General features: G+C 67.0%; 18 protein-coding genes. 16 read left to right on the top strand and 2 right to left on the bottom strand.

Going from position 1 to position 19,167, the window contains the following annotated elements; genetic code table 11:
* Positions 1 to 178 precede the first annotated feature (178 nt).
* The 3 genes from DIE08_RS23135 to DIE08_RS23125 all read left to right on the top strand — a co-directional run bounded on the left by DIE08_RS23135 (position 179) and on the right by DIE08_RS23125 (position 3,145).
* Positions 179 to 1,498 (top strand): C4-dicarboxylate transporter DctA, encoded by a 1,320-nt coding sequence (locus DIE08_RS23135; protein WP_124624817.1) that lies wholly within the window; start codon positions 179 to 181, stop codon positions 1,496 to 1,498.
* A 101-nt stretch (positions 1,499 to 1,599) separates the two neighbouring features.
* Positions 1,600 to 2,607: an allantoicase gene (gene alc, locus DIE08_RS23130; protein WP_124903762.1), complete on the top strand. Its 1,008-nt coding sequence runs from the start codon at positions 1,600 to 1,602 to the stop codon at positions 2,605 to 2,607.
* 13 nt (positions 2,608 to 2,620) lie between these two features.
* Positions 2,621 to 3,145 carry an ureidoglycolate lyase gene (locus tag DIE08_RS23125; RefSeq protein ID WP_059535280.1) on the top strand — a complete coding sequence of 175 codons (525 nt, stop codon included), beginning with the start codon at positions 2,621 to 2,623 and terminating at the stop codon, positions 3,143 to 3,145.
* 196 nt (positions 3,146 to 3,341) lie between these two features.
* Here the strand turns inward: DIE08_RS23125 and fur are convergent, their stop codons facing one another.
* Positions 3,342 to 3,770 carry a ferric iron uptake transcriptional regulator gene (gene fur / locus DIE08_RS23120; protein ID WP_011350926.1) on the bottom strand — a complete coding sequence of 143 codons (429 nt, stop codon included), beginning with the start codon at positions 3,768 to 3,770 and terminating at the stop codon, positions 3,342 to 3,344.
* A gap of 142 nt (positions 3,771 to 3,912) precedes the next feature.
* Here fur and DIE08_RS23115 point away from each other — a divergent pair, with 142 nt between their 5' ends.
* The 9 genes from DIE08_RS23115 (at position 3,913) to DIE08_RS23075 (ending at position 13,167) form a co-directional block, all read left to right on the top strand.
* Positions 3,913 to 4,710: an outer membrane protein assembly factor BamE gene (locus DIE08_RS23115; protein WP_059608228.1), complete on the top strand. Its 798-nt coding sequence runs from the start codon at positions 3,913 to 3,915 to the stop codon at positions 4,708 to 4,710.
* 65 nt (positions 4,711 to 4,775) lie between these two features.
* Complete coding sequence (dapB, locus tag DIE08_RS23110; protein ID WP_059608229.1) at positions 4,776 to 5,573, top strand: 4-hydroxy-tetrahydrodipicolinate reductase; 798 nt, start codon at positions 4,776 to 4,778, stop codon at positions 5,571 to 5,573.
* Between the two features lie 19 nt (positions 5,574 to 5,592).
* Positions 5,593 to 6,261, top strand: coding sequence for a MotA/TolQ/ExbB proton channel family protein (locus DIE08_RS23105; RefSeq protein ID WP_059682572.1), 669 nt, complete (start codon positions 5,593 to 5,595; stop codon positions 6,259 to 6,261).
* A gap of 24 nt (positions 6,262 to 6,285) precedes the next feature.
* Positions 6,286 to 6,741, top strand: a complete 456-nt coding sequence (locus tag DIE08_RS23100) for a biopolymer transporter ExbD (RefSeq protein ID WP_124903760.1) — start codon at positions 6,286 to 6,288, stop codon at positions 6,739 to 6,741.
* A 279-nt stretch (positions 6,742 to 7,020) separates the two neighbouring features.
* Complete coding sequence (leuS, locus tag DIE08_RS23095) at positions 7,021 to 9,615, top strand: leucine--tRNA ligase (RefSeq protein WP_124903758.1); 2,595 nt, start codon at positions 7,021 to 7,023, stop codon at positions 9,613 to 9,615.
* A gap of 38 nt (positions 9,616 to 9,653) precedes the next feature.
* A complete protein-coding gene (lptE, locus tag DIE08_RS23090) occupies positions 9,654 to 10,205 on the top strand; it encodes an LPS assembly lipoprotein LptE (RefSeq protein WP_059608233.1) in 552 nt (183 codons plus the stop codon).
* A gap of 18 nt (positions 10,206 to 10,223) precedes the next feature.
* Complete coding sequence (gene holA / locus DIE08_RS23085) at positions 10,224 to 11,318, top strand: DNA polymerase III subunit delta (RefSeq protein ID WP_124903756.1); 1,095 nt, start codon at positions 10,224 to 10,226, stop codon at positions 11,316 to 11,318.
* Positions 11,319 to 11,455: 137 nt separating this feature from the next.
* Positions 11,456 to 12,727 carry a glutamate-5-semialdehyde dehydrogenase gene (locus DIE08_RS23080; RefSeq protein ID WP_124624826.1) on the top strand — a complete coding sequence of 424 codons (1,272 nt, stop codon included), beginning with the start codon at positions 11,456 to 11,458 and terminating at the stop codon, positions 12,725 to 12,727.
* A gap of 17 nt (positions 12,728 to 12,744) precedes the next feature.
* Positions 12,745 to 13,167, top strand: a complete 423-nt coding sequence (locus DIE08_RS23075; protein WP_108064730.1) for a CopD family protein — start codon at positions 12,745 to 12,747, stop codon at positions 13,165 to 13,167.
* An 84-nt stretch (positions 13,168 to 13,251) separates the two neighbouring features.
* Here the strand turns inward: DIE08_RS23075 and DIE08_RS23070 are convergent, their stop codons facing one another.
* Positions 13,252 to 14,100 carry a MurR/RpiR family transcriptional regulator gene (locus tag DIE08_RS23070; RefSeq protein WP_059608236.1) on the bottom strand — a complete coding sequence of 283 codons (849 nt, stop codon included), beginning with the start codon at positions 14,098 to 14,100 and terminating at the stop codon, positions 13,252 to 13,254.
* A 293-nt stretch (positions 14,101 to 14,393) separates the two neighbouring features.
* Here DIE08_RS23070 and edd point away from each other — a divergent pair, with 293 nt between their 5' ends.
* The 4 genes from edd (at position 14,394) to DIE08_RS23040 (ending at position 19,038) form a co-directional block, all read left to right on the top strand.
* Positions 14,394 to 16,250 carry a phosphogluconate dehydratase gene (gene edd / locus DIE08_RS23060; RefSeq protein ID WP_059608237.1) on the top strand — a complete coding sequence of 619 codons (1,857 nt, stop codon included), beginning with the start codon at positions 14,394 to 14,396 and terminating at the stop codon, positions 16,248 to 16,250.
* 19 nt (positions 16,251 to 16,269) lie between these two features.
* Complete coding sequence (gene eda, locus DIE08_RS23055; protein ID WP_124903754.1) at positions 16,270 to 16,896, top strand: bifunctional 4-hydroxy-2-oxoglutarate aldolase/2-dehydro-3-deoxy-phosphogluconate aldolase; 627 nt, start codon at positions 16,270 to 16,272, stop codon at positions 16,894 to 16,896.
* A 263-nt stretch (positions 16,897 to 17,159) separates the two neighbouring features.
* Entirely contained in the window at positions 17,160 to 18,521 is a 1,362-nt protein-coding gene (locus DIE08_RS23045) for a GntP family permease (protein ID WP_059535304.1), read from the top strand.
* 13 nt (positions 18,522 to 18,534) lie between these two features.
* Entirely contained in the window at positions 18,535 to 19,038 is a 504-nt protein-coding gene (locus DIE08_RS23040; protein ID WP_124903752.1) for a gluconokinase, read from the top strand.
* The last annotated feature ends 129 nt before the right edge of the window (positions 19,039 to 19,167 follow it).

The raw sequence follows: 19,167 nt of genomic DNA, 5'->3' as shown, positions 1-19,167 counted from the left end.
CTGCGCGCGGTGCATGACCGGCCTACGGGAAAGTCACGATCCGCCCCTGCATGGGCGGGAAATCCCTATTTTATTCGGCCTTGACGCGACTATATCGGCTTCCTACTATCCACCATAACATCACTGGTCTTACCAGTATGAACAGACGAAACTGCAACCGTTGGATCGGGAGAGCACCGTGTCGAAATTCCTCAATTCGCTGTTTGGCCGGGTAGTCGTCGCATTAATCCTGGGGGTCGCGCTCGGCGCGTTCTTCCCGCATTTCGCCGAGTCGCTGCGACCGCTCGGCGACGGCTTCCTGAAGCTCATCAAGATGGTCATCGGCCCGATCGTGTTCTGCGTCGTGGTCAGCGGGATGGCCAATGCGGGCGACCTGAAGAAGGTCGGCCGGGTCGGCCTGAAGGCGGTCGTCTACTTCGAGGTGATGACGACGATCGCGCTCGGCATCGGGCTCGTCCTCGCGTGGCTGACGCGCCCGGGCGTCGGGATGAACATCGACCTGCACTCGCTCGACGCGGCCTCGCTCTCGTCGTACGCGAAGAACGCCGAAAGCCTGAAGGACACGGCCGGCTACCTGATGAAGATCATCCCCGAGACCGCGATCGACGCGTTCGCGAAGGGCGACATCCTGCAGATCCTCGTGTTCGCGGTGCTGTTCGGCTCGGCGCTGTCGCTGCTCGGCGACAAGGCGCAGCGCGTGAACAGCCTGATCGAGGAGCTGTCGCACGTGTTCTTCCGCATCATCGGCTTCATCATCAAGCTCGCGCCGCTCGGCGTGCTCGGCGCGATCGCGTTCACGACCGGCAAGTACGGCGTCGCGTCGCTCAAGCAGCTCGGCTACCTCGTCGCGGTGTTCTACCTGAGCTGCATCGTGTTCGTCACGGTCGTGCTCGGCATCGTGATGCGCATCGCGGGCTTCTCGGTGTTCAAGCTGATCCGCTACCTGCGCGAGGAACTGTCGATCGTGCTCGGCACGGCGTCGTCGGACGCGGTGCTGCCGCAGGTGATGAGCAAGCTCGAATACATGGGCATCAAGGATTCGACGGTCGGCCTGGTGATCCCGACCGGCTATTCGTTCAACCTCGACGGCTTCTCGATCTACCTGACGCTCGCCGTGCTGTTCATCGCGCAGGCCACCAATACGCCGCTGTCCACGCATGACCTGATCGTCGTGCTGCTGGTATCGCTCGTCACGTCGAAGGGCGCGCACGGGATTCCGGGTTCGGCGATCGTGATCCTCGCGGCGACGCTGTCGGCGATTCCTGCGATTCCGGTGCTCGGCCTCGTGCTGATCCTGCCGGTCGACTGGTTCGTCGGCATCGCCCGCGCGCTGACCAACCTGATCGGCAACTGCGTCGCGACGGTGGTCGTCGCCGTGTGGGAGAACGACATCGACCGGGCCCGCGCGACGCGCGTGCTGAACCGCGAACTGCGCTACGTGGCCGATGAACAGGCGAGCGCCGCACCGGTCGCCGGCGACCAGGCCCACGCGCTCTGAGCGCCCTCGCGCGAAGCGGCTCCCCTGGCCGCTTCGCGCGAACGAATTCCCTGCGGCCGGCGCGACGATGCGCCGGCCCTCATCAAGATAATGGAGACGACATGGCAGCCCCCATCCTCGATCCGAACGCGCCGGCCTTCACGCGGCGCTACATGAACCTCGCCGACCCGCGCCTGGGCGCGCAGGCGCTTTTCGCCAGCGACGAATTCTTCGCGCCGAAGGAGCGCATGCTGAATCCCGAGCCGGCCGTCTTCATTCCCGGCAAGTACGACGACCACGGCAAGTGGATGGACGGCTGGGAAACGCGCCGCAAGCGCACCACCGGCCACGACTTCTGCGTGGTCCGGCTCGCGCGGCCGGGCGTGATTCACGGCGTCGATCTCGATACGAGCCACTTCACCGGCAACTTCCCGCCGGCCGCGTCGATCGAGGCATGCGCAGTGGACGGGGCCACGCCGCCGGACGACGCCGAATGGCGCACGATCGTCCCCGCGACGACGCTGCAGGGCAATTCGCACCACTACGTGAGCGTTGACGATGCGCAGCCGGTCACGCACCTGCGTGTGAACCTGTATCCGGACGGCGGGCTCGCGCGGCTGCGCGTGTACGGCCAGCCGCAGCGCGACTGGCGCCACGTGCCGGCCGGCGAGCTCGTCGATCTCGCGGCGATCGAGAACGGCGGCTACCTGGTGGCTGCGAACAACCAGCACTTCGGTCCGGCCTCGCAGATGCTGATGCCGGGGCGCGGCGCGAACATGGGCGACGGCTGGGAAACGCGGCGCCGCCGCGAGCCCGGCAACGACTGGGCGATCGTCGCGCTGGCGCGGCCGGGCATCATCCGGCGCGTCGAGGTCGATACGGCGTTCTTCAAGGGCAACTTCCCCGACCGCTGTTCGCTGCAGGCCGCGCGGGTCGTGGGTGGCACCGACGATTCGCTCGTCACGCAGTCGATGTTCTGGGCCGAGCTGCTCGGCGAGCAGAAGCTGCAGATGGACCACGTGCATACGTTCGACCAGCTCGCGGCACTCGGCCCCGTCACGCACGTGCGTTTCAACATCTTCCCGGACGGCGGCGTGTCGCGCCTGCGTCTGTGGGGCGAGCCGGCTTGAAGGAGGCATCGGCATGAGCGGACCACACATCCTGCGCGTCGAGCGCCTGACCCGCGAGGCGTTCGCGCCGTTCGGCGACGTGATCGCGCTCGAAGGCGCGCGGCACTTCCCGATCAACGGCGGCACGACCGAGCGCTTCCACGATCTCGCGACGATCGACGTCTGCGCGGATGGCGGCCGGCCGCTCGTCAGCGTGTTTCGCGCGCAGCCGCGCGCGCTGCCGGTCGCGATCACGCTGATGGAGCGCCATCCTCACGGCAGCCAGGCGTTCATTCCGCTCGCGGCCGTGTCGCGCTACGCGATCGTCGTCGCGCCGGCCGGCGAGTTCCGGCCCGACGCGATGCGCGCGTTTCTCGCCGAAGGCTGGCAGGGCGTGAACTACGCGAAGGGCGTCTGGCACCATCCGCTGCTTGCGCTCGACGCGGTCAGCGACTTCGTGATCGTCGACCGCGGCGGCCCGCAGCCGAATTGCGACGAGATTCCGCTCGACGACGCGTGGGCGCTCGAGTTCGCGCCGGCGTGCGCGAGCGCGGCCTGACGCGCGGCGAAGGTGGCATCGGGCGTCTAGCATCGCGCACCGTGCGGCGGCGGCATGGCTCGCCGCTCACAATTGGAAACTTTCCCGAACCGGCCCGCGCGCAACGTGCGGGCCTTTTCCATTCCGATCCCGAAAACAACACGGCCCGGGCGGCGAGATGCCGGCCGGGCCGTGGCGCAGGCGTGATGCGTGCGGATCAGTGCTTGCGGTGCGGGCAGTTCTCGGTCGTGCAGGAGCCGTACATCGCGAGCGAGTGTTCCTGGAGCCGGAAGCCGCGCTCCTTCGCGATCGCCTGCTGGCGGCCTTCGATCTCGGCGTCGAAGAATTCCTCGACGCGGCCGCAATCGAGGCAGACGAGGTGATCGTGGTGCGAGCCTTCGTTCAGTTCGAACACGGCCTTGCCGGATTCGAAGTTGCTGCGCGTGAGCAGGCCGGCCTGCTCGAACTGCGTCAGCACGCGATAAACGGTGGCGAGCCCGATGTCGAGCTGCTCGTTGAGCAGATTGCGGTAGACGTCTTCGGCCGTCAGGTGACGCACCGGGCTTTGCTGGAAGATCTCGAGAATCTTGAGGCGCGGTAGGGTGGCCTTTAGCCCGATATTCTTGAGATCCGTCGGATTGGTCATGGCTAGGCATCCCTAGAGTACAATGCAGGGCTTCAATGTTACCGGCTTTTCGCCGTTCCAGAAACACGCGCGGCCCGCGACGCGGGCCTGCACGGTGACGGAAATGTTCCCGGAATCTCTTTCGCACCTTCAGAGGAGTCGCATGCGGAGTGCCATCATCGCTGCCGCCGCCGTTGCCGCGCTGGCTGGTTGTTCGTCGTACGACAGCGTGACGCAGCGCATCGCGCAGAGCATCACGCCCTATCGGATCACTGTCGTGCAGGGCAACTTCGTGTCGCAGGAGAAGGCCGCGCAGCTGCAGGCCGGAATGACGCGCGAGCAGGTCCGCGCGCTGCTCGGCACGCCGCTGCTGTCGGACATGTTTCATGCCGACCGCTGGGATTACCTCTTTTACTTCAAGCGCGGCTCGACGTCGATCGTCCAGCAGCGCGACCTCGTGCTGACGTTCTCGGGCGATCGCCTCGCGAGCTGGACGGGTGCCGAGAACCTGCCTTCCGAGCTCGACCTGCTGGCCGATATCGACGGCGATCGCGGCGGCAAGAAGGCGAAGGCCGCGGCCGCGGCGAAGAAGGCGTCCGAAGCCGCTGCTGCCGCGAGCGCCGCGCAGGCGGCCGCGACCGCATCCGCCGAGCCGGTTTCCGGCGTGGCGGTCGACCAGGATGCCAACGCCCAGGCGGCGCGCGCGGCGAACCGCGCGACCAACCAGGTGTCGGGGCAGGGCACGACCGCCCGCCGCTTCACGCCGTCCGCGCAGGCTTCGGGCGGCGCGCCGGTGCCGGGCGGCCAGCCGCCGGGCGCCGCGCCGGCGATCCAGCCGCAATTCCAGTTCCATCGCCCGCCGCAGCCGAACGTGTCGAGCGAGGCGTCGCCGCCGGTCGGCCCGCGGGGTTCGGACAACCTGCAGAACCAGCCGCTCACCGCGCCGGCCCAGTCGCAGTAAGCGGCCGGCGAGCGGAAACAGGGCGGCATGCGCCGCCCGCCTTTAGACCTGTCGTGTAGAAAGCCATGAAGATTGCGATTGCCGGTGCATCGGGCCGTATGGGCCGGATGCTGATCGAAGCCGTTCTCAACGATTCCGACGCGCAGCTCGTCGGCGCGCTCGACCGCGCCGATTCGCCGTTCCTCGGTCAGGACGCGGGCGCGTTCCTCGGCAAGGAAACCGGGATCAAGCTGACCGACGACCTCGACGCCGTATTCGCGCAGGCCGACTACCTGATCGACTTCACGCGGCCGGAAGGCACGATCGCGCACGTCGCGGCCGCGCTGCGCCACGACGTGAAGCTCGTGATCGGCACGACCGGCTTCACCGCCGAGCAGAAGGCCGAGCTGCAGGCCGCGGCAGGCAAGATCGGCATCGTGTTCGCGGCGAACATGAGCGTCGGCGTGAACGTCACGCTGAAGCTGCTCGAATTCGCGGCAAAGCATTTCTCGCACGGCTACGACATCGAGATCATCGAGGCGCACCACCGTCACAAGGTCGACGCGCCGTCGGGCACGGCGCTGATGATGGGCGAGGCCGTTGCCGGCGCGCTCGGGCGCTCGCTCGACGAATGTGCGGTGTACGGCCGCCAGGGCGTGACGGGCGAACGCGATCCGTCGACGATCGGCTTTGCGGCCGTGCGCGGCGGCGATATCGTCGGCGATCACACCGTGCTGTTCGCCGGGATCGGCGAACGGATCGAGATCACGCACAAGTCGTCGAGCCGCGTATCGTACGCGCAGGGCGCGCTGCGTGCGGTCCGCTTCCTGTCGGCGCGCGGCGCCGGCCTGTTCGACATGCAGGACGTGCTCGGCCTGCGCTGACCCTCACGGGGAAACTCCGATGGCGATTCCCACCGGCGTTGTCCACTACCTCGAAAGCGGCGATGCGATCACGCACGCCGTCGCCTACGTGCTGCTGGCGATGTCCGTCGCCAGCTGGTGCTTCCTCCTCATGAAAGCCTGGCTGCTGGTCCGCGCGAAGCGCCAGGGGCCGCGGGCGCTCGCCTCGTTCTGGCGCGCGGCGTCGCTCGACGCGGGCATCGCCGCGCTCGCCGGTGCCGATCGCGAGCGCGTGTTCGTACCGCTCGCCGAAGCGGCGCGCGATGCGGCCGACGAACATGATCCGGCCGCGCTCGCCGCGCGAGTCGAGCGCAGCGAACGCGTGCTGCGCGCGCTGCGTCACGCGATGCTGCGCTCGCAGCGCCGTCTCGAGTTCGGTCAGGTGCTGCTCGCGTCGATCGGCAGCACCGCGCCGTTCGTCGGCCTGCTCGGCACCGTATGGGGCATCTATCACGCGCTCGGCAGCATCGCCGCGAGCGGGCAGGCGCAGATCGAGAACGTCGCGGGGCCGGTCGGCGAGGCGCTGATCATGACCGCGTTCGGGCTGGTCGTCGCGATCCCCGCGGTGCTCGCCTACAACATCCTCGGGCGGCTCGTGCGCCAGCTCGCCGAGGAACTCGACGGCTTCGCGCGCGACCTGCACGTGTTCGTGTGCGCGCAGGAAGCCTGACGCGCGTATTCCGGAGGAGCGACCATGGCATTCGGCGGACTGGAGCACCACAAGACGTCCGCGCCGATGGCGGAGATCAACATGACGCCGCTGATCGACGTGATGCTCGTGCTGCTCGTCATCTTCATCATCACCGCGCCGCTGATGACGCACGCGATCCGGCTCGACCTGCCGAAGGTCGCGGCCAGCGTCGCGCGCGACACGCCGCAATCGGTCACGCTGTCGATCGACGACGCCGGCAAACTCTACTGGGACGACGCGCCCGTCGCACTCGACGCGCTGCCGGCGCGCTTCCGGGCCGCCGCCGCGGGCGCCGCGCCGCCCGAGTTGCGGCTGCGCGCATCGCGCGCGACCCGCTACGAGGTGATCGCGCAGGTGATGGGCGCCGCGCAGGCCGCGGGCCTCACGCGGATCGGCTTCGTCACCGACGTGCCGCCGACGGGTGCCGCCGCACCGGCGGCCACGGGCGCGGCACGCTGACGCGCAGCCCGCTCGCGCGCCGGGGCGGGCAAGAATGCATGGCCAGCCCGCGAGACCGGCCGTCCCGCCCGCCACGGACGGTATAATCGTCGTTTCCGCCCGGTTGGCAGGGTTTCGCCGGGTAACCTGGAGACCCTCCGGGTTACCCGGCGAATATCCGGAACCATGAGGCAGGCCCGAGAACCGTGAGCCTGCTCCCGCCGCCGGGCTGCCCGATTTCGTCCACTTCCGCGTGCCCGCCTCGTGGCGCGCCGCTTAAAGCCTAGTCCGAACCACACCATGCACGAGAGATACGTACCCGCCGACGTCGAAGCCGCCGCCCAGGGCGACTGGCGCGCAGCCGATGCCTACAAGACGAAGGAAGATTCGCAGAAGCCGAAGTTCTACTGCGTGTCGATGCTGCCGTACCCGTCCGGCAAGCTGCACATGGGTCACGTGCGCAACTACACGATCAACGACGTGATGTACCGCTATCTGCGGATGAACGGCTACAACACGCTGATGCCGATGGGCTGGGATGCGTTCGGGATGCCGGCCGAGAACGCCGCGATGGCGAACGGCGTGCCGCCCGCGAAGTGGACCTACGACAACATCGACTACATGAAGGGCCAGATGCAGTCGATGGGCCTCGCGATCGACTGGTCGCGCGAGATCGCGACGTGCAAGCCCGACTACTACAAATGGAACCAGTGGCTGTTCCTGAAGATGCTCGAGAAGGGTATCGCGTACAAGAAGACGGGCACCGTGAACTGGGACCCGGTCGACCAGACCGTGCTCGCGAACGAGCAGGTGATCGACGGCCGCGGCTGGCGCTCGGGCGCGCTCGTCGAAAAGCGCGAGATCCCGATGTACTACCTGCGGATCACGCAGTACGCGGATGAGCTGCTGAACGATCTCGACGGCCTCGGCTGGCCCGAGCGCGTGAAGATCATGCAGCAGAACTGGATCGGCAAGAGTTTCGGCGTGAACTTCGGCTTCCCGTACGAACTCGACGGCGAAAAGAAGCTGCTGCGCGTGTTCACGACGCGTGCCGACACGATCATGGGCGTCACGTTCTGCGCGATCGCGGCCGAGCATCCGCTCGCCACGCGCCTTGCGCAGGGCAAGCCGGAACTGCAGGCGTTCATCGACGAATGCAAGCGCGGCGGCGTCGCCGAGGCCGACGTCGCGACGATGGAGAAGAAAGGCGTCGCGACGGGCTTCTCGGTCACGCATCCGCTGACGGGCGAACCCGTCGAGGTGTGGATCGGCAACTACGTGCTGATGAGCTACGGCGAAGGCGCGGTGATGGGCGTGCCGGCACACGACGAGCGCGACTTCGCGTTCGCGAAGAAATACGACCTGCCGATCAAGCAGGTGATCGCGGCCGAAGGCCAGACGTACTCGCTCGACGCTTGGCAGGAGTGGTACGGCGACAAGGAAGTCGCGGTCTGCGTCAACAGCGGCAAGTACGACGGCCTGGCATATGGCGCGGCGGTCGATGCGATCGCGGCCGACCTGAAGGCCGGCGGCTTCGGCGACAAGCAGGTCACGTGGCGCCTGCGCGACTGGGGCGTGTCGCGCCAGCGCTACTGGGGCACGCCGATCCCGATCATCCATTGCCCGTCGTGCGGCGACGTGCCGGTGCCGGAGCAGGACCTGCCGGTCGTACTGCCGGAAGACCTCGTGCCGGACGGCTCGGGCAACCCGCTCGCGAAGTCGGAAGCGTTCCTGAACTGCACGTGCCCGAAGTGCGGCGCGGCCGCGAAGCGCGAAACCGACACGATGGACACGTTCGTCGATTCGTCGTGGTACTTCTCGCGCTACACGGCGCCGGACGCCGAGACGATGGTCGACGCGCGCACCGATTACTGGATGCCGATGGATCAGTACATCGGCGGCATCGAGCATGCGATCCTGCACCTGCTGTATTCGCGCTTCTGGACCAAGGTGATGCGCGACCTCGGCCTCGTGAAGTTCGGCGAGCCGGCGAAGAACCTGCTGACGCAGGGCATGGTGCTGAACGAGACGTTCTACCGCGAAGACGCGGCGGGCAAGAAGACCTGGTACAACCCGGCCGACGTGACGGTCACGCACGACGACAAGGGCCGCCCGGTCGGCGCCACGCTGAACACCGACGGCCAGCCGGTCGTGCTCGGCGGCATCGAGAAGATGTCGAAGTCGAAGAACAACGGCGTCGATCCGCAGGTGCTGATCGACCAGTACGGCGCCGATACCGCGCGCCTGTTCACGATGTTCGCCGCACCGCCCGAGCAGCAGCTCGAGTGGTCGGGCGCGGGCGTCGAGGGCGCGAGCCGCTTCCTGCGCCGCGTGTGGAGCTTCGGCGCGACGAATCGTGAAGCGCTCGCCGCGCGTGCGGGCTTCGACGCGGCCGCGCTCGGCGACGCCGACAAGGCACTGCGCCGCGAGATCTACAGCGTGCTGAAGCAGGCTGATTTCGACTACCAGCGTCTGCAATACAACACGGTCGTGTCGGCCGCGATGAAGATGCTGAACGCGATCGACGGCGCGAAGGGCGCGACGCCCGGCGTGCTGCGCGAAACGTACGGCGTGCTGCTGCGCGTGCTGTATCCGGTCGTGCCGCACGTCACGTTCGAGCTGTGGAAGGCGCTCGGCTACGCGGACGAATTCGGCCCGCTGCTCGATGCACCGTGGCCGAAGGTCGACGAGGCCGCGCTCGAGCAGGCCGAGATCGAACTCGTGCTGCAGGTGAACGGCAAGGTGCGCGGCGCGCTGAAGGTCGCGAAGGACGCGAGCCGCGAGGCGATCGAAGCAGCGGCGGTGGCCGACGACGCGTTCGCGAAGTTCAGCGACGGCAAGCCGGCGAAGAAGATCGTCGTCGTGCCGGGCCGCCTCGTGAACATCGTCGTCTGACGGCCGCCGGCCGTCTGACGTACCCAGAAGGAGCGAAGGTGATCCGCAGATCGTTTTTGATGCTCGTCGGCAGCGCGGTCGCGCTGTCGGCATGCGGCTTCCAGCTGCGCGGCCAGCAGGACTATGCGTTCAAGCACCTGCTGGTGGCCGGCGCGCCCGCGCCCGTCGAGGCGCGGCTGACGCGTCTCGTCGAGGCCGGCAGCGACACGAAGATCGTCAAGTCGGCGGACGACGCCGACGCCGTGCTGCGCATGTGGGAGTCGCGCGGGCAGAACACGCTGACGCTCAACAAGTATGGGTCGGCGCAGGAATACGCGCTGTTCTATACGCTGAACTACACGCTGACGAGCAAGGACGGCACCGTGCTGATCCCGCCGAGCGCGATCGCGCTGAACCGCGCGATGACGTACAGCGACCAGTACACGAACGCGAAGGCGCAGGAAGCCGACATCCTGTACGCGGACATGCAGAACGACGCGGTCGACCAGCTGATGCGGCGTCTCGCGATCGTCCACTCGCTGACGCCGGCGCCGGAGGACGTGGTGCCGGGCGTCGCGCCGGGCGCGCCCCTGCCGCCACCGCCGCTCTGATCGACGGCGCACGCACCGATGCAATTGCGACTTGATGCGCTGGAGCCGCACCTCGCGAAGGGGTTGGCCGGACTCTACACCGTCTACGGCGACGAGCCGCTGCTCGCGCAGGAAGCGTGCGACCGCATTCGTGCGGCTGCGCGCGCGGCCGGCTTCACCGAACGTTCGGTGCACACGGTCGAGCGCGGCTTCGACTGGAGCGTGCTGCTCGGCGCGACCCAGGCGATGTCGCTGTTCGGCGAGCGTCAGCTGATCGAGTTGCGCATTCCGTCGGGCAAGCCCGGCAAGGAAGGCGCCGACGCGCTGAAGACGCTCGCGGCCACGCCCAATCCCGACGCGCTGATGCTCGTCACGTTGCCGCGTCTCGATGCGGCCACGCAGAAATCCGCGTGGTTTACCGCGCTGCAGAACGGCGGCGTCGCGCTGAAGATCGATCCGGTCGACCGCGCGCAACTGCCGAACTGGATCGGCCAGCGTCTGTCGATGCAGGGCCAGCGCGTCGCGGCCGGCGACGATGGCCGGCGTGCGCTTCAGTTCATCGCGGAGCGCGTCGAGGGCAACCTGCTCGCCGCGCACCAGGAAATCCAGAAGCTTGGGCTGCTCTATCCGCAGGGCGTGCTGTCGTTCGAGCACGTGCACGACGCGGTGTTGAACGTCGCGCGCTACGACGTCTTCAAGCTGAATGAGGCGATGCTCGCGGGCGACGCAGCACGGCTCGCGCGGATGATCGACGGGTTGAAGGGCGAGGGCGAGGCGATCGTGCTCGTGATGTGGGCCGTCGTCGAGGAATTGCGCACGCTGTTGCGGATCAAGCGCGGGGCGACGGCCGGCAAGCCGCTCGCCACGCTGCTGCGCGAGAACCGCGTGTGGGGGCCGCGCGAACGGCTGATCGGCCCCGCGCTGAACCGCGTGTCGGAAGCGGTTCTCGAGAAGGCGCTCGCGTTCGCCGCGAAGCTCGACCGGCAGGTGAAGGGGCTGTCGGCCGTCGCACCGGGCCGCCGCACGCAGGACGATCCACCGCCCGATCCGTGGGACGGCCTGTTCCAGCTCGCGATGACGGTAGCGGGCGCGCGCGGCGAGCGACCGCCGACCGCGGGTCGCGTGCGTCGTTAAGCCCCGTCCGGGCCTTCAGCGCACGCATCGCAACCCGCTTACAATGTTCCGATAGCTGGCGCGGCCCGCTTGCCGCCGCGCTCCACGCTTCCCACGAATTCACGCCGCGCCAAGCGGCTCGCTTTTCGAGTCACACGATGGATATCGACCAGTACATGACGGACCTGGGCCGCCGTGCCCGGCACGCTTCCCGCGCGATGGCGCGCGCCAGCACGGCCGCGAAGAACGCGGCGCTCGACGCCGTGGCCCGCGCGATCGAGCGCGACGCGCAGGCGCTGAAGGATGCGAATGCACGCGACGTCGCCCGTGCCCGTGAAAAGGGGCTCGATGCGGCGTTCATCGACCGCCTGACGCTGTCGGACAAGGCGCTGAAGACGATGGTCGAAGGCCTGCGCCAGGTTGCGTCGCTGGCCGATCCGATCGGCGAGATCGGCAATCTCAAGTACCGCCCGAGCGGGATCCAGGTCGGCCAGATGCGCGTGCCGCTCGGCGTGATCGGCATCATCTACGAGTCGCGCCCGAACGTGACGATTGACGCGGCCGCGCTGTGCCTGAAGTCGGGTAACGCGACGATCCTGCGCGGCGGCTCCGAGGCGCTCGAATCGAACGCGGCGCTCGCGAAGCTGATCGGCGAAGGGCTCGAGGCGGCCGGCCTGCCGCAGGATGCCGTGCAGGTCGTCGCGACAGCCGATCGCGCGGCGGTCGGCAAGCTGATCACGATGACCGAATACGTCGACGTGATCGTGCCGCGCGGCGGCAAGAGCCTGATCGAGCGCCTGATCAACGAGGCACGTGTGCCGATGATCAAGCACCTCGATGGTATCTGCCACGTGTACGTCGACGATCGTGCCGATCTCGCCAAGGCGCTGACGGTGTGCGACAACGCGAAGACGCACCGATACGGCACCTGCAACACGATGGAAACGTTGCTCGTTTCGAGCGGCATCGCGGCGACGCTGTTGCCGCCGCTCGGCAAGCTGTATCGCGACAAGCAGGTCGAGCTGCGCGTCGATCCGGCCGCGCGCGCGGTGCTCGCCGAGGCGGGCATCGGGCCGCTCGTCGACGCCACCGACGAAGACTGGCACACCGAATATCTCGCGCCGGTGCTCGCGATCAAGGTCGTCGACGGCCTCGACGCGGCGATCGAGCACATCAACCATTACGGCTCGCACCACACCGATGCGATCGTCACCGAGGATCACGACCGCGCGATGCGCTTCCTGCGCGAAGTCGACTCGGCCAGCGTGATGGTCAATGCGTCGACGCGCTTCGCGGACGGCTTCGAATTCGGCCTCGGCGCGGAAATCGGCATCTCGAACGACAAGCTGCACGCACGCGGCCCCGTGGGCCTGGAAGGGCTCACGTCGCTGAAGTACGTCGTGCTCGGGCACGGCGAAGGCCGTCAGTAACGCGAGGCGCACAACCGATGGCAATGCTCTGGGTCAAGACGTTCCACATCGTTCTGATCGCCGCGTGGTTCGCGGGGTTGTTCTACCTGCCGCGCATCTATGTGAACCTGGCCATGGAGACCGATCCGGCCGCGGTGCGGCGCCTGCTGCTGATGGCGCGCAAGCTGTTCCGCTTCATGACGATGATCGCCGTGCCGGCGCTCGCGTGCGGGCTGTGGCTCTGGCTCGTGATCGGCATCGGCCAAGGGCAGGGCTGGATCCACGCGAAGGTGACGGTGGTGCTGCTGCTCGTCATCTACCACGCGTATTGCGGACACCTGCTGCGGGTGTTCGAGCGCGGAGAGAACAAGCGCACCGACAAGTGGTACCGCGTGTTCAACGAGCTGCCGGTGCTCGGCATGCTCGTGGCGGTCGCGCTGGTCGTGATCAAGCCGTTCTGAACTTTCCGGCGGCCGCATGCCGGCAGTCGATCGACGCGCAACGGCGCCCCTCGGGGCGCCGTTTTCATTTGCGCGTCGTATGCGTCATTCCTTCGTCGGGTCGTCGATCCGGCGGCGCGTGATCGCTTCCTTCGCGCGGCCGACGCGCTCCATGAGCGCGGGCCCGCGCGACAGCGCAACGCCGACCGCGAGGATGTCGCCGATCGCGAGATGCGACATCCGCGACGTCATCGGCGAGAACACGTCGGTTTCCTCGGCCACGTTCGACGCGAGGCTCACCGTCGCGAGCTTCGCGAGCGGCGAATGGCTCTGCGTGATCGCGACGACCTTCGCGCCGCACGCGAGCGCGGAGCGCGCGGCATCGACGATATCGCGCGTTCGGCCGGTATTCGAGATCGCGACGACGACGTCGTGCGGCCCGAGCAGCGCCGACGACATCGAGAACGTGTGCGGGTCCGAATACGCGACGCTCGGCACGCCGAGCCGAAAGAACTTGTGCTGGATGTCCTGCGCGGCGATGCCCGAGCCGCCGGCGCCGTAGAACTCGATGCGCGACGCGTTCGACAGCAGGGCGATCGCGTCGGCGACGCTGCCGGCCGACAGGCTGTTGCGCACTTCGATCAGCGCGCCGATCGTGCGGTCGAACACCTTGCCGATGATGCCGGGCGCGGGCTCGTCGGGCTCGACGTCACGATAGACCGACGACACGCCCGGCGCGACGCTCTGCGCGAGCCGGATCTTGAATTCGCGAAAGCCGCTGCAGCCGAGCGCCTGGCAGAAGCGCGCGATGGTCGGCTGGCTGACGCCCGCGCGGGTCGACAGCTCGGTCATTGCGAGGTCGAGCACCTCGCGCGGCGCGGCGAGAATGTAGTCGGCGAGCTTGCGCTCGGACGGGCGCAGGTCGGCGCGGATCGCTTCGATGCGAGGCAGCATGGGGCGGCGAATGAGAATCGGGTTCGGATGAGCGAGTGTATCGCAATCGAATTGTAGAAAATCTACATGAAAATGCTAGCTCCATCGTCAGCGATTTCCTAGGCGACAAATGCTCATGATTAGGGTTTTCACTAGGTAAAGCCTTGCTGGTGGCGGGAATGGGGGTTGCGCATATGACGATCCGCATTGCATGCTTGTAGTTTTTCTACTAGACTGGCTTCGTTCGGTCGACGCACTCGACCGTCCCCACGATTCCAACCGCCGGTGTCGTCCGGCATACAGGAGCGCCCAGCATGACGTCGCTGCACCCCACCCTGGCGAAAGTCACCGAACGCGTGATCGCCCGCAGCCAATCGACCCGTTCCGCCTATCTGCAGCGCATCGACGGCGCGCAAGGCAAGTTCCCGGCGCGTGGCGCACTGTCGTGCGCGAACCTCGCGCACGGCTTCGCGGGTCTCGAAGGCAGCGACAAGTTCCAGATCAAGGCGATCCGCGAGCCGAACATCGGCATCGTGTCCTCGTATAACGAGATGCTGTCCGCGCACGCGCCGTACAAGGACTTCCCTGACATCATCAAGGTCGCCGCACGCGAGAACGGCGGCGTCGCGCAGTTCGCGGGCGGCGTGCCCGCGATGTGCGACGGCGTCACGCAAGGCAATCCGGGGATGGAGCTGTCGCTGTTCTCGCGCGAGGCGATCGCGATGGGCACGGCGATCGCGCTCACGCACAACATGTTCGACGCGGCGCTCTGCCTCGGCATCTGCGACAAGATCGTGCCGGGCCTGCTGATCGGCGCGCTCCAGTTCGGCCACCTGCCGACCATCTTCGTGCCGGCCGGCCCGATGACGAGCGGCCTGTCGAACGACGACAAGGCGAAGATCCGCCAGCAATTCGCGACCGGCCAGGTCGGCCGCGACGCGCTGCTCGAAGCGGAATCGGCCGCGTATCACGGCCACGGCACCTGCACGTTCTACGGCACCGCGAACAGCAACCAGATGCTGATGGAACTGATGGGCCTGCACCTGCCGGGTTCGGCGTTCGTTCATCCGCACACGCCGCTGCGTACCGCACTGACCGCCGAAGCCGCGCGCCGCGTGCTCGACCTGACGGTCGAACGCGGCCAGTACACGCCGATCGGCCATGTGATCGACGAGAAGGCGATCGTCAACGGGATCGTCGCGCTGCTCGCGACGGGCGGCTCGACCAACCACACGCTGCACCTCGTCGCGATCGCGCGCGCGGCCGGCATCCTGATCGACTGGAACGATTTCGACGAGTTGTCGGCGGTCGTGCCGCTGCTTGCGAAGATCTACCCGAACGGCAAGGCCGACGTGAACCATTTCCACGCGGCGGGCGGCGTCGCGTTCCTGGTGCGCAATCTGCTCGAAGGCGGGCTGCTGCACGAAGACGTGACGACCGTCGCAGGCAAGGGCCTGTCGCATTACACGAAGGAGCCGAAGCTGATCGACGGCAAGCTGACGTGGGTCGACGGCACGGCCGAGAGCCACGACACCAAGGTGCTGCGCGGCATTCGCGACCCGTTCCAGCCGGACGGCGGCCTGCGCCTGATGCAGGGCCGGCTCGGCCGCGGCGTGATCAAGATTTCGGCGGTCGCGCCCGAGCACCGCAAGGTGAGAGCGCCCGCGATCGTATTCGATTCGCAGGAAGCCGTGCAGGAGGCCTTCGATCGCGGCGAGCTGAAGCGCGATTTCGTCGCGGTCGTGCGCTTCCAGGGCGCGCGCGCCAACGGGATGCCCGAGTTGCACCGTTTGACGCCGCTGCTCGGCGTGCTGCAGGATCAGGGCTTCCACGTCGCGCTCGTGACCGACGGCCGCATGTCCGGTGCGTCGGGCAAGGTGCCGGCCGTGATCCACGTGTCGCCGGAAGCGCTGCTGGCCGGCCCGCTCGGCAAGGTCAAGACGGGCGACACGCTCGTGATCGACGCGGAAGCCGGCATTCTCGACATCGAGGTCGACGACGCCGAGTGGCAGGCGCGCCCGGTCGCGCAGCCGCTGCACCAGGCCGAGAACGAGGTCGGTTTCGGGCGCGAACTGTTCGGCGTGTTCCGCGCGGCGGCCGCGCCGGCCGAGCAGGGCGCATCGGTTTTCGGGGCGCTGGTCGGCGAAGCGGCCGTCCGCGTCTCTGCATGAATTTCAAGGAGCGAATTTGATGAAGACGATTGCTGAAATCGTGAAGCTGGGCCCGGTGATTCCGGTGCTCGCATTCGACTCGGTCGAGCAGGGCGAACACGTGTCGCGCGCGTTGCACGCGGGCGGCGTCAAGGTGCTCGAGATCACGCTGCGTACGCCGGCGGGCCTGGAGGCGATCCAGCGCGCGAGCCAGCTCGCGGACGACATCGTCGTCGGCGTCGGCACGATCACGAAGCCCGAGCACTGCGCGCAGGCGAAGAAGGCCGGCGCGAAGTTCGGCGTGTCGCCGGGCCTGACGAAGGACCTGCACCTCGCGTCGCTCGACGCCGGCCTGCCGCTGCTGCCGGGCGTGATGACGCCGAGCGACATCATTCAGGCGCTCGAATTCGGCTACGACATCGTCAAGTTCTTCCCCGCGCAGCAGGCCGGCGGCGTGCCGATGCTGCAGGCGTTCCACGGCCCGTTCCCGGCGCTGAAGTTCTGCCCGACGGGCGGCATCACGGTCGATACCGCGCCGAATTTCCTGAAGCTGCCGAACGTCGTGTGCGTCGGCGGTTCGTGGCTCACGCCGAAGGCCGCGCTCGCCGCGCAGGACTGGGCCGAGGTCACGCGTCTCGCGCAAGCCGCGAGCCAGCTTCACCGTTAATACTTGTACGAAATGATAAGGGCCTGTTCGCGCCAGTAACGGGGCTTGCGAACGTTACGCCCTTGACCCTCGGCAAACAAGCGCTTAATGCTTGTTTTACCGAGGGTTTTTGCTGATGGAACCGGTTCTATCCGTGGGCCGTAAAGATAAGTAAAATTCAGCGTCCTCACGGGGTGGGTGCCCCCCGTGTTTCGGAGACCTGCATAGCCGGGCATACTCGCAACAGCTCGCCCGGTTTCGAACAATTCAAGGAGGAGTGCCACATGGGGGCTGTCCAAGGCAGCATGCTGCTCGTATTCACGCTGATCGCGATTGCCGCGCTGATCCTGATGATCGCGCGCTACAAGATCTACCCGTTCCTGGTGCTGATCATCGTTTCGCTGGGCCTGGGTCTCGTCGTCGGCATGCCGATGGACAAGATCGTCAAGTCGTTCGAAACGGGCACGGGCGGCACGCTCGGCCACATCGCGATCGTCGTCGGCCTCGGCACGATGCTCGGCAAGATGATGGCCGAATCGGGCGGCGCCGAACGGATCGCGACCACGCTGATCGACTGGTTCGGTGAAAAGAACATCCACTGGGCGATGATGTTCGTTGCGATCATCGTCGGCTTGCCGGTGTTCTTCGAAGTCGGCTTCGTGCTGCTGATCCCGATCGCGTTCAACGTCGCGAAGCGCACCGGCAAATCGCTGCTCGTCGTCGGTCTGCCGATGGTGGCCGGCCTGTCCGTCGTGCACGGGCTGATTCCGCCGCACCCGGCCGCGCTGCTGGCCGTTCAGCAATACGGCGCCGATATCGGCAAGACGATCGCGTTCGGCCTGATCGTTGGCGTGCCGACCGCGATCATCGCCGGTCCGCTGTTCGCGCTGATGATCTCGAAGTTCGTGAAGCTGCCGGAAAACAACCCGCTCGCAGCGCAGTTCGTCGATACGCACACGGACGGTCGCAAGCGCGAGCTGCCGAGTTTCGGCATCACGCTGTTCACGATCCTGCTGCCCGTCGTGCTGATGCTCGTCGGCAGCTGGGCCGACCTGGTTTTCGCACCGAAGTCGCTGCCGAACAACCTGCTGCGCTTTGCCGGCAACTCCGACGTCGCGCTGCTGATCGCCGTGCTGGTGAGCTTCTTCACGTTCGGCAAGCTGCAGGGCTTCAACCGCGACCAGATCCAGAAGTTCTGCGGCGAGTGCCTGGCGCCGATCGCCGGCATCACGCTGATCGTCGGTGCGGGCGGCGGCTTCGGCGGCGTCCTGCGCGACAGCGGGATCTCGCAGCAGATCGTCGAGACCGCGAAGCACGCGCACCTGTCGCCGCTGCTGCTCGGCTGGTTCGTCGCGGCGCTGATGCGTCTGGCAACGGGTTCGGCGACGGTCGCGATGACGACGGCCTGCGGCATCGTCGCGCCGATCGCGGCGGCGTCGGGCGCGGCGGTTCGTCCGGAGCTGCTCGTGCTCGCGACGGGCTCGGGCTCGCTGATCTTCTCGCATGTGAACGACGGCGGCTTCTGGCTGATCAAGGAATATTTCGGGATGACGGTCGGCCAGACGTTCAAGACCTGGTCGCTGCTTGAAACCATCATCTCGGTGCTGGGTCTGAGCTTTACGCTGCTGCTGAGCGTGGTTTTGTAACAAGGGGTAGTCAATGATTCTGATCGCAATGGGCGTGTCGGGCGCGGGCAAATCGCGAATCGGCGAAATGCTGGCAGAACGCCTGTCGTGCAGCTATACCGACGGCGACGCGTTTCACAGCGCGGCGAACAAGGAAAAGATGCACAACGGCATTCCGCTGACCGACGACGACCGCTGGCCGTGGCTGCGCACGATCCGCGAGGCCATCGAGGAGAAGCAGCGCGCCGGCGAGACCGCCGTGTTCACCTGCTCGTCGCTGAAGCGGTCGTACCGCGACGTGCTGCGCGGCTCCGATACCGACGTGCGGTTCGTGTATCTGAAGGGTTCGTTCGAGGTGTTGCACGAGCGCCTGAAGACCCGCACCGGCCATTTCTTCGATCCGTCGCTGCTGAAGAGCCAGCTCGACACGCTCGAGGAACCGGGCCCGGACGAAGCGATCGTGGTCAGCATCGAGCTGACGCCCGAACAGATCGTCGATCAGGTCATGCTGAAGATCGGTATCGCGCGGCAACATTGAGCGCGGTTCGCGGCAATCGTCATGCAGCAGTGAAAAAGGCGCCCCTCGGGGCTAATGCCGTTCAGTTAAGAACTGAACGGCATTTTTGTTTTTAGGGTTGGAGTTGTAAACAGAGCGGCAAGCTGTTAA

The organism is Burkholderia sp. Bp9004 (genome assembly GCF_003858025.1).
GTDB lineage: Bacteria > Pseudomonadota > Gammaproteobacteria > Burkholderiales > Burkholderiaceae > Burkholderia > Burkholderia diffusa.
This window is presented reverse-complemented; position numbering and strand designations above follow the sequence as displayed.